This window comes from Pseudomonas sp. o96-267 (assembly GCF_003935465.1).
Classification (GTDB): Bacteria; Pseudomonadota; Gammaproteobacteria; order Pseudomonadales; family Pseudomonadaceae; genus Aquipseudomonas; species Aquipseudomonas sediminis.
Genome location: NZ_RHQP01000066.1, coordinates 1 through 8,955, shown reverse-complemented (window position 1 = coordinate 8,955; position 8,955 = coordinate 1). Strand labels below are relative to the sequence as shown.

Annotated in this window: 9 protein-coding genes and 1 tRNA gene; 6 read left to right on the top strand and 4 right to left on the bottom strand. The window is 53.0% G+C overall.

The window, feature by feature from the left end; translation table 11 throughout:
* Positions 1–144: 144 nt before the first annotated feature.
* Entirely contained in the window at positions 145–618 is a 474-nt protein-coding gene (locus EGJ86_RS24460; RefSeq protein ID WP_125836921.1) for a peroxiredoxin, read from the bottom strand.
* A 146-nt stretch (positions 619–764) separates the two neighbouring features.
* Positions 765–1,322, bottom strand: a complete 558-nt coding sequence (locus tag EGJ86_RS24455; RefSeq protein ID WP_125836920.1) for a glycine cleavage system protein R — start codon at positions 1,320–1,322, stop codon at positions 765–767.
* 247 nt (positions 1,323–1,569) lie between these two features.
* Between EGJ86_RS24455 and dapA the strand changes: the two genes are divergently transcribed.
* The 6 genes from dapA to EGJ86_RS25155 all read left to right on the top strand — a co-directional run bounded on the left by dapA (position 1,570) and on the right by EGJ86_RS25155 (position 6,565).
* Positions 1,570–2,448 carry a 4-hydroxy-tetrahydrodipicolinate synthase gene (dapA, locus tag EGJ86_RS24450; protein ID WP_003460631.1) on the top strand — a complete coding sequence of 293 codons (879 nt, stop codon included), beginning with the start codon at positions 1,570–1,572 and terminating at the stop codon, positions 2,446–2,448.
* Between the two features lie 16 nt (positions 2,449–2,464).
* On the top strand, positions 2,465–3,589 hold the full coding sequence (gene bamC, locus EGJ86_RS24445) for an outer membrane protein assembly factor BamC (RefSeq protein WP_125836919.1): 1,125 nt from the start codon (positions 2,465–2,467) through the stop codon (positions 3,587–3,589).
* Positions 3,590–3,702: 113 nt separating this feature from the next.
* Complete coding sequence (locus tag EGJ86_RS24440) at positions 3,703–4,572, top strand: phosphoribosylaminoimidazolesuccinocarboxamide synthase (RefSeq protein WP_072425347.1); 870 nt, start codon at positions 3,703–3,705, stop codon at positions 4,570–4,572.
* Between the two features lie 118 nt (positions 4,573–4,690).
* Positions 4,691–4,780, top strand: a tRNA-Ser gene (locus tag EGJ86_RS24435).
* 403 nt (positions 4,781–5,183) lie between these two features.
* Positions 5,184–5,729, top strand: a complete 546-nt coding sequence (locus EGJ86_RS24430; RefSeq protein WP_125836918.1) for a hypothetical protein — start codon at positions 5,184–5,186, stop codon at positions 5,727–5,729.
* Positions 5,730–5,830: 101 nt separating this feature from the next.
* Positions 5,831–6,565 carry a GIY-YIG nuclease family protein gene (locus EGJ86_RS25155; protein WP_177432941.1) on the top strand — a complete coding sequence of 245 codons (735 nt, stop codon included), beginning with the start codon at positions 5,831–5,833 and terminating at the stop codon, positions 6,563–6,565.
* A gap of 130 nt (positions 6,566–6,695) precedes the next feature.
* Here EGJ86_RS25155 and EGJ86_RS24420 read toward each other — a convergent pair whose 3' ends face one another.
* Positions 6,696–7,475: a hypothetical protein gene (locus EGJ86_RS24420; RefSeq protein WP_125836917.1), complete on the bottom strand. Its 780-nt coding sequence runs from the start codon at positions 7,473–7,475 to the stop codon at positions 6,696–6,698.
* 64 nt (positions 7,476–7,539) lie between these two features.
* On the bottom strand, positions 7,540–8,727 hold the full coding sequence (gene pilV, locus EGJ86_RS24415) for a shufflon system plasmid conjugative transfer pilus tip adhesin PilV (protein ID WP_125836916.1): 1,188 nt from the start codon (positions 8,725–8,727) through the stop codon (positions 7,540–7,542).
* Positions 8,728–8,955: the final 228 nt, after the last annotated feature.

Below are 8,955 nucleotides of genomic sequence, written 5' to 3'. Positions count from 1 at the left end.
GGGGGGGCGGCCTCCCATACAAGTCGGTGTGTGGGCTGGCGGCGGGCCGGGGGGGTTCCCCCCCCCCAACCCCCCCACCACCCAAAAAAACCCCGCCGCGGGGGGGCGGGGGGGCGCCGCGGCGTTTCATTTGCAGGGCAGGGCTCAGCCTTTGTTCAGCGCTTCGGCTGCTGCCAGCACCTTGTCGACATGGCCGGCGACCTTGAGGTTGCGCCACTCTTCACGCAGCACGCCGTCCTTGTCGATCAGGAAGGTGCTGCGCACGATGCCCATGTATTCCTTGCCGTAGTTCTTCTTCAGCTGGTACACGCCGAACTGGTCGCACAGCTGATGTTCTTCGTCGCTGATCAGCTCGAAAGGGAACGCCTGCTTGCTCTTGAAGCTTTCATGCTTCTTCAGGCTGTCCATCGATACGCCGAAGATCACCGTGTTGGCCGCCTTGAACTGCTCGAAGCGAGCACTGAAGTCCATCCCCTCGGTGGTGCAGCCCGGGGTCGCGTCCTTCGGGTAGAAATACAGCACGACCTGCTGGCCCTTGAGTGCGGACAACTTTACCTGCTGGCCACTGGTGGCCTCGGCCTGGAAGTCGGCAACGGCTTTGTCGAGTTCTACGGGCATGGAAACTCCTTCATTCAGAGGTTGTCGGCGATCTCGCGAGCTAGAGCCATGCAAGGCAGAAACAGGTGAGGCCGCGGAGTTTACGAGTTGTAAATGAGCAGGCCGAACCTGTTTCTAACGCAGCTGGGCCGACGCGCAGCAGATCGTCATGGATTCTGTGGGCGCCAGGGTTCGATCAAGGCATCAAGATTCAGCGCATCGGCAAAATCCAGGAACTGATCGCGCAGCCAGCTGATCTGCGTGCCGGCCGGCAGCGTCACGGTCAGGGTGGCGTTGAGCATGGTGCCGCCGGTCTGCGGCGCCTGGTAGGTGTCGCAGGTCAGGGCTTCCAGCTCGACGCGGTGGTCGATGAAGAACTGGCACAGCTCGTTGAGAATGTCCGGGCGGTACACGGCGCTGACATAGGCCACATAAGGCAGCGCCTGCGGGCGCACCTCGGCGGCGGCGCGGCGCGCCAGGTCCACGCTGAAATCATGCTTCTTGGCCAGCAGCGGCAGGCTCGACTCCAGGCGCGCCAGGGCATCCCAGCTACCGGACACCTGCAGCACCAGGGCGCTGAATTCACCGTGACGGCTCAGGCGAGTGCTGATAACCGCGCAACGGTTCTCATGGCTGGTGCGGCTGAGCAGATTGGTCAGGGCCATGGCATCGCGGCCGAGAGCGCGGATGACGAGGAATTGTTCGCGAACGGGGGGGGTGGACATGCAGCCTTCCTAAAGCGATGAACGGTCCGCGCGTGAGAAGCCGCAGACCAAAGACAGCAGGTTAGCGAAAAGCACCGCCGAGGGGAATGGCGAAGCCTTGTGCATCGGACGACGGCCTGCGCCGATAGCCGGTCGCGGAAAAACGCAGGTCATGTGCAAACGACCTGATAAGCCCGTGTCCGTTGCTTGTGCCGGATTGGTGGCACCAGTACCATTACGGCTCAAATTTTCCGGCAGGAGCGGTTGCATGATTGCGGGCAGTATGGTGGCACTGGTCACGCCCATGGATGCGCAGGGTGGTCTGGATTGGGAGGCCCTGAGCAAATTGGTGGATTTCCACCTGCAAGAGGGCACCAATGCCATCGTCGCGGTCGGTACCACTGGTGAGTCCGCCACGCTGGAAGTGCCCGAGCACATCGAAGTGATCAAACGTGTGGTCAAGCAGGTTGCCGGTCGTATCCCGGTGATCGCCGGCACCGGTGGCAACTCCACCCGTGAATCGGTCGAGCTGACCCGTGCCGCTCAGGAAGTCGGCGCCGACGCCGCCCTGCTGGTCACCCCGTACTACAACAAGCCGACCCAGGAAGGCCTGTACCTGCATTTCCGCCACATCGCCGAAGCCGTCTCGATCCCGCAGATTCTCTACAACGTGCCGGGCCGTACCGTGTGTGACATGCTGCCGGAGACCGTCGAGCGCCTGTCGAAAATCGACAACATCATCGGCATCAAGGAAGCCACCGGCGACCTGCAGCGCGCCCAGGACGTGCTGGATCGTGTCAGCAAGGATTTCCTCGTCTACTCCGGTGACGACGCCACCGCTGTCGAGCTGATGTTGCTGGGTGGCAAGGGCAACATCTCCGTCACCGCCAACGTTGCGCCGCGTGCCATGAGCGACTTGTGCGCCGCCGCCATGCGTGGCGAGGCAGCCATCGCCCGTGCCATCAACGACCGTCTGATGCCGCTGCACAAGGCACTGTTCCTCGAATCCAACCCGATTCCGGTGAAATGGGCGCTGCACGAAATGGGCCTGATGGGCGACGGTATTCGTCTGCCGCTGACCTGGCTCAGCCCGCGCTGTCACGAACCGCTGCGCCAGGCCATGCGCCAGTGCGGTGTATTGGCTTAACTCAAGGATTCTACGCATGAAGCGACTGGCCGGATTTTCCGCCCTTGCTCTGATCGTCTCCAGCACCAGCGGTTGTGGCTGGCTCTGGGGTGAAAATGGCTACTTCCGTGATCGCGGCAGCGACTACCTGGAAGCGCGCCAGACTGCACCGATGCAACTGCCGGCCGATGTCCAGGCCAAGCGCCTCGACCCGCTGCTGCCGGTGCCCGCTCAGATTGCCAGCACCACCGCTACCCCCGCTGAATTCGAAGTGCCGCGCCCGCAAGGCCTGCAGGTACGTGCCGATGAACGTGAATTCACCCTGCAGCGCAGTGGTGATTCGCGTTGGGTCGTGGCCCAGCGCGTGCCGGCCGAAGTCTGGCCGCTGGCGCGTCAGTTCTTCGAAGACAACGGCTTCCGCATCGCCAGCGAGCGCCCGCAGGTCGGTGAGTTCACCACCGCCTGGCAGCGTTTCGATGATCTCTCCGCAGGTATGGCGCGTAGCCTGAGCAGCCGCGTAACCGGCGTTGCGGCTGATGCCGAAACCCGCGTGCGCGTGCGCATCGAGCCGGGCGTGCAGCGCAACACCAGTGAAGTCTTCGTCAGCAGCGCCGAGCGTCCTGCCGGCAGCACCGCCGATGTCGATTTCGCCGCCCGTAGCAGCAACGCCAGCAGTCTCGAAGCTGCACTGCTCGACGAAATGCTGGTGAGCATGGCGCGTGGCGTGGAGCAGGGCGGTTCGGTATCGCTGCTTGCCGCACGCGACTACGACGCGCCCAGCCGCGTCAGTCTGAGCGAAGACGGCAACGGCAACCCGGTGCTCAACCTCGGCGCCGATTTCGACCGCGCCTGGTCCGGCGTCGGCCGTTCGCTGGAGCTCGGCAACGTGCGCGTCGACGACCTTAACCGCAGCCTTGGCCTGTACTACATCAACATGGCTGAAGGCGCTCAGATCAACGAAGAGAAGCCAGGCTTCTTCGGTCGCCTGTTCGGCAGTGCGCCGAGCAAGGAAGAGATCGAAGCCCGCGCCGAGCGCTATCAGGTGCGCCTGACTCCGGTTGGCGATGGCGTCCAGGTCACCGTGGAAAAAGACCTCAACACCATTGCCCCGGCCGATGTATCGCGCCGCGTGCTGAGCCTGATCCAGGATAATCTCGGCTGACCGGCGCCAGCAGGCCGTTGAAAAACGGCCTGCAGCGCGCTCCAGCCGTTAATCGATGGGCGAAACCCGCAAAGGTTTCGCCTGTTTTGTTTGCCAGAAACGGAAATGCCGACATGAGCACACCCACCACCCTGAGCCTGAAGAAGATCTACTCGGGCAAGGTCCGCGACCTCTACGAAATCGACGACAAGCGCATGCTGATGGTGGCCACCGATCGTCTGTCGGCATTCGACGTCATTCTCGAACAACCGATTCCGGAGAAGGGCAAGATCCTCACCGCCATCTCCAACTTCTGGTTCGACAAGCTGGCTGGCGTGGTGCCCAACCACTTCACCGGTGACAAGGTCGAGGACGTCGTCTCCGCCGCCGAGCTGCCACTGGTCGAAGGCCGTGCGGTCGTCGCCAAGCGCCTCAAGCCGGTCGCCGTGGAAGCCATCGTGCGCGGCTACATCGTCGGCTCTGGCTGGAAGGAATACCAGAAGAGCGGCACAGTCTGCGGCATCGCCTTGCCGGCAGGCCTGAAGGAAGCGGCCAAACTGCCGCAACCGATTTTCACTCCCTCGACCAAGGCCGCCGTGGGCGATCATGACGAGAACATCAGCTTCGAGCAGTGCGAAGCCATCATCGGCGCCGAACTGGCTGCCCAGGTGCGCGATACGGCGATCAAGCTGTACACCACGGCTGTCGAGTACGCCGCTACCCGCGGCATCATCATCGCCGATACCAAGTTCGAATTCGGCCTGGACGAAGACGGCACCCTGACCCTGATGGACGAAGTGCTGACCCCGGACTCCAGCCGCTTCTGGCCGGCCGATAGCTACGCCGAAGGCAGCAACCCGCCAAGCTTCGACAAGCAGTTCGTGCGCGACTGGCTGGAATCCACCGGCTGGAACAAGCAAGCACCGGCCCCGGCTGTACCGGCAGACGTCGCGCAGAAAACCGCCGACAAGTACCGCGAAGCGCTGACCCGCCTGACCGCTTGAGCATTGCGGGAGAAGGCCGGGCAGCCCCCGGCTTTTTCACAAGCGTCTGATAGAACACGAAAATTTTTCAAAATAAGCTTCGCCAAAGCGCATTCAGCTGCTATGATTCGCGCCGCTTGGGAAGATGCCGGAGTGGTCGAACGGGACGGATTCGAAATCCGTTGTGTCAGCAATGGCACCTAGGGTTCAAATCCCTATCTTCCCGCCATATCGAAAAAATCCTTATAAATCAAGTATTTAAAAGGATGGCGAAACGGCAATTTGTAGCAGTGGTTTGTAGCAATTTTTGTAGCAAACCAAAGCCCGCAAATTGTCGTTTTTTTTCGCCTTCTCGGAGCGTTCTGCTCCTGAACTACCTCACCCATACCCTTCACCTTGAAACGCCGCCAAAGGGCTTTTCGGGGGCTTCTCTGCCTGCTTTGTGGATCGAGGTCGCCAAGCGGGCGAAGGCTTTGCATTCGCCTGATTGGCGGCCATAGAAGTGGCTGACTGCTCGATCAGCTAAAGAGCACTTTATGGTGGCCAATGGCTGGTATTGAGACGTGTTCTGATCGTATATTCCCCAAAGACCACCGAAAGGGTCGGTGGTAGAACTGCTATGGATGACGCTGATGAAAAAGCATGTGGTAGCCCTCGGAATCGCCCTGTGCCTCGCTTCTGGTGGTGCGTTTGCGGCCTCGAAAAAACTGGACTTTGAGATTCAGGATCTCCCTATCGACAGAACGAGCATGGAATATGGGGCACAGATCCAAGCATTCTCGGCCAAGGTTGTTGGTAGGAAGTGGGTTTCTGAGGACAATATCGGTTTTGTTTTTTATGAGATAAATAATCCATACAGAATAGAAAAGAACACTAGCCGAGTAATCAAAGACGGTTACTTTTTCAACATACATAAATATATGTATGACCGCGTGGTGCTTGAGTACGAATTTTCAAACTCAAGGCAAAGTCGGCGGGTAGGCTTTATCGAGTTTGAAAGCCGAAATCCAGGGAGTAGTGTTTATTTTCGCCTGGTTGATGACAATACACTGGAAATGGTCACAAGCGACATGGCCAGCTCAAGTAGCCAACAAATTATTTTAAAAAAGGTTGATGACTTCCCTAAGCAACCGAAAGATGCTGAAAGTCTTGATGATAAAGAGAGTGGCTGGTTTTAAGACAATAAACCTAAAGTATCTATTATCAGGAAAAAATAAAAAACAGACTGCAGCACCCGGTTTGGGTGCTGCTATCTGATTGCTCCAGCAGGGGGGCTAACATGGAGAGGTTACTAGATATAGGCTTTGAGCAGGCGGGGCATTGGATTATTGATAATGGAAATCTGGAATTTGAACTGAATAGATTTGCCACGCGGCATAATGTCCTGTATGCGTTTGTTGTTAACAACGAAGTGAAGTATGTCGGAAAGACAATTAAAACATTAATGCAACGCATGCGTTGGTATCGAAAACCAAGCAAGACACAGATAACCAACATTAGAAATAATTCAAATATAGTTAAATGCCTACAGCAGGGCGACGTAGTTGATATATATGTATTGCCAGATAGTGGTTTAATACATTATGGTGTATTTCATTTGAACCTTGCGGCTGGTCTAGAAGATAGCGTGATCAAAAAGCTTAACCCAGAATGGAACGGTGGGCGAAAAGAGATTATTTCAGTCGATGAACCAATTGAAGCTGAAATAATAGATGCATTCTCCGTGATTGACGAATTTATTCTGACCTTACATAAAACATACTATACTCAAGGCTTTTTTAATGCTCCCGTAAAGCAGTCCGATTTATTTGCGTCGGATGGTGAGAGAATAGAAATATACTTGAAGGGAAGCAATTCTCCAATTGTCGGGATTATAAATAGACGAGCTAACAGCAACAATGCACCAAGAATTATGGGGACACACAAGTTGAGAAATTACTTTATAGAGAATCACAAGGTAATGGATCAGATTAAAGTTGGTGTATTATCAAAATATGCGATCCGACTGGATTGATTTATCCAGATTATTTTGACTGTTACGTATTCGGGCCAGAGTTAGGGCTAACGAAAGCGGCCCATAAGGGCCGGGTTTCATCTTTTTGGTATTTTGGTATCAGCGGAATTGGCAACCCGCCATGGAGCTATTATTGTGATTCGCAGAGTTGATCTTTTTGGGCATATCCAGCAGGGAATATATCAAGACTATTTTCAATACAGAATCTAGTATTGGCGGATAATTTAGTGCCTGCATAATTAGGATCAATACGTATGCTTGAACCAACTTTAGTGTTAGCTAGTCCATTAATTCTTACTAATTGGTTGGAGCTGAGGTTTAAGGATTGAACAAACTGCAAATTAATCAACCCATTAACATTTGTCAGTTGGTTGCTACGAGCATCAAGCATGCCACCCACTCTTATTAATCCTGAAAGACCATCCAAGTTTGTTAATCTGTTCCCTGAGAGTATTAAGTTTCTGTCAATCTCTGCTACGTTTCTTAATCCATTAATGCTGACCAATTGATTTAGTGCAATATTTAGGTCGTTATAAACCCTGCTTACACTAATTAGTGGGTCTACGTTAGTTAGCTGGTTCTGTAAAAGTGATATGTCTAAAACGGCTGTTTCTGGATATGGTGAGCTGGGTAGAGATGTAAGCTCCCTATTTTGCCAATATAAAGAACTCCAGTTTTTGCTTAGACCACTATTATCAGCAAATAAATCCCAGTCCTCTAAATCGGTTGGGCACAAATCTGGGTGCTCATCTGCTTGAGAAGAGCAATCTACTGATTCAAGGGGGGTTATTTTTATAGAGCCATTTGGCAGCGTGCCGCCTTGTGCTTGCTCAAGTGGAACTTTGAGTGTGTATCCCGCTTGCGTTGCTCCTGCTGCCAATAAAGCGATAGCTATTATTATTTTTTTCATCGTGTTTTTCCTTGTTAGTTAATAACAAAATATCACGAAAATAAAATAATAAAAGTGTGGGGGGTTATTTTTTCATGCAAGCTAATAAAGCAATGTTTTTTGGTCGCGTTTCTGCTCCACCAAAGTTATCTACGGTAATGGTGTGAGTATGCAAGCCTGCTGGTAGTGACCAAGAAGACTGTTGCCCATACCAATTTTCGTCGCCTAATACAGCATTGCCGGGGTCAACTGGTGATCGATCTCTCAAGAAACGGGTTTCGTGTCTATGCTCTCCGTCAGTAGATGCTCTGGCGTTATGCTTGTGACTCTTCAATTCATCTTGTTGAGCTGATGCTAAGGTTCTGCCCGGATCAATACCTTTACTGTTGTCCCAAGCCCTCACAAACTGACCACGTAGGTCTAACGTCCCTCCTGTACCATTGGCTGCCGTCCAACCCGGCGGACAATTCGTCGCATTAAAGAATGCGTACATTCCACTTGTTGATTGGTTTGTCCATATTCCATTTTCACAAGACAAGATCTGGCCTTTAGAGTCTCTGGCAAGTAGTCCATTAGGAGAGCAAGTAGTACCAGCAGTTTCTGTTTTAGTAAGATTGATATTATTATCAAACTGACCTCTTCCTTTGACTGTTAATGTTCCATCCATTCTTGTATTACCTAAAACCTCTAAGTCATTCTTGACACTCATGTAATTTGTGTTGATTTCATCAGAGAATATGGTGTCCGTGTAGAGCGTTTTGATTAGCCCCTTACTTGCAGACATATTGTCTACAACTTGATAAATTATTTCTGATCCTCCATCATCGGATGGGTAAAGGCCGCAAGGTGCGTTTGCAGTCGTATCAATAAGAGCATCAGCAGAGTGCGTGTAAACCGGGCATACTCTATCAAGCATCACCCTTTCACTTGTTGACGAATTTGCAGCAATATCTACTGCAACCGGGGCACCTGTTTCAGTGTGTATACCGATACCGCAATCTACTGATTTTGATTCCCATGCATCTCCTGTTGTGCTCTTAATCCACTTAATGCAACGAAGTCTGTTGTGACCTTTGGACTCTTTAAATGCTACGGCTGATCCTAGCATTGAGTTTGTGCCATCTACTCTTAAATATTCATATCCTCCCTCGCGGTCATAGGTTCCGACTAATGTACAATCCAATTGCAAAGATAGGCATTGGATGTTAGATATTTTCGTGAACGGATCGGATGCAGAGGCAAAGTAGAATTGATGGCCACCAGTGATGTTCAAGGAGTCATTAGCAACAGCATGGATTCTTGCCTTATTGAAATAGCGAAAATTTTCGGAAAATGATTGCTGACTTTTAGCTTGAAAAATGACCTTGAAGCTTTTTATAAAGCCTTCTTCATCAGGAGTAATTTTTGCCTTGACATCAAGAGTGGAGGGTGTACGAATTTTTGTGTAACCGACTCATGAGCGACACTGTCGCTCCGAACCGGAGACACCATGAGCAAGACG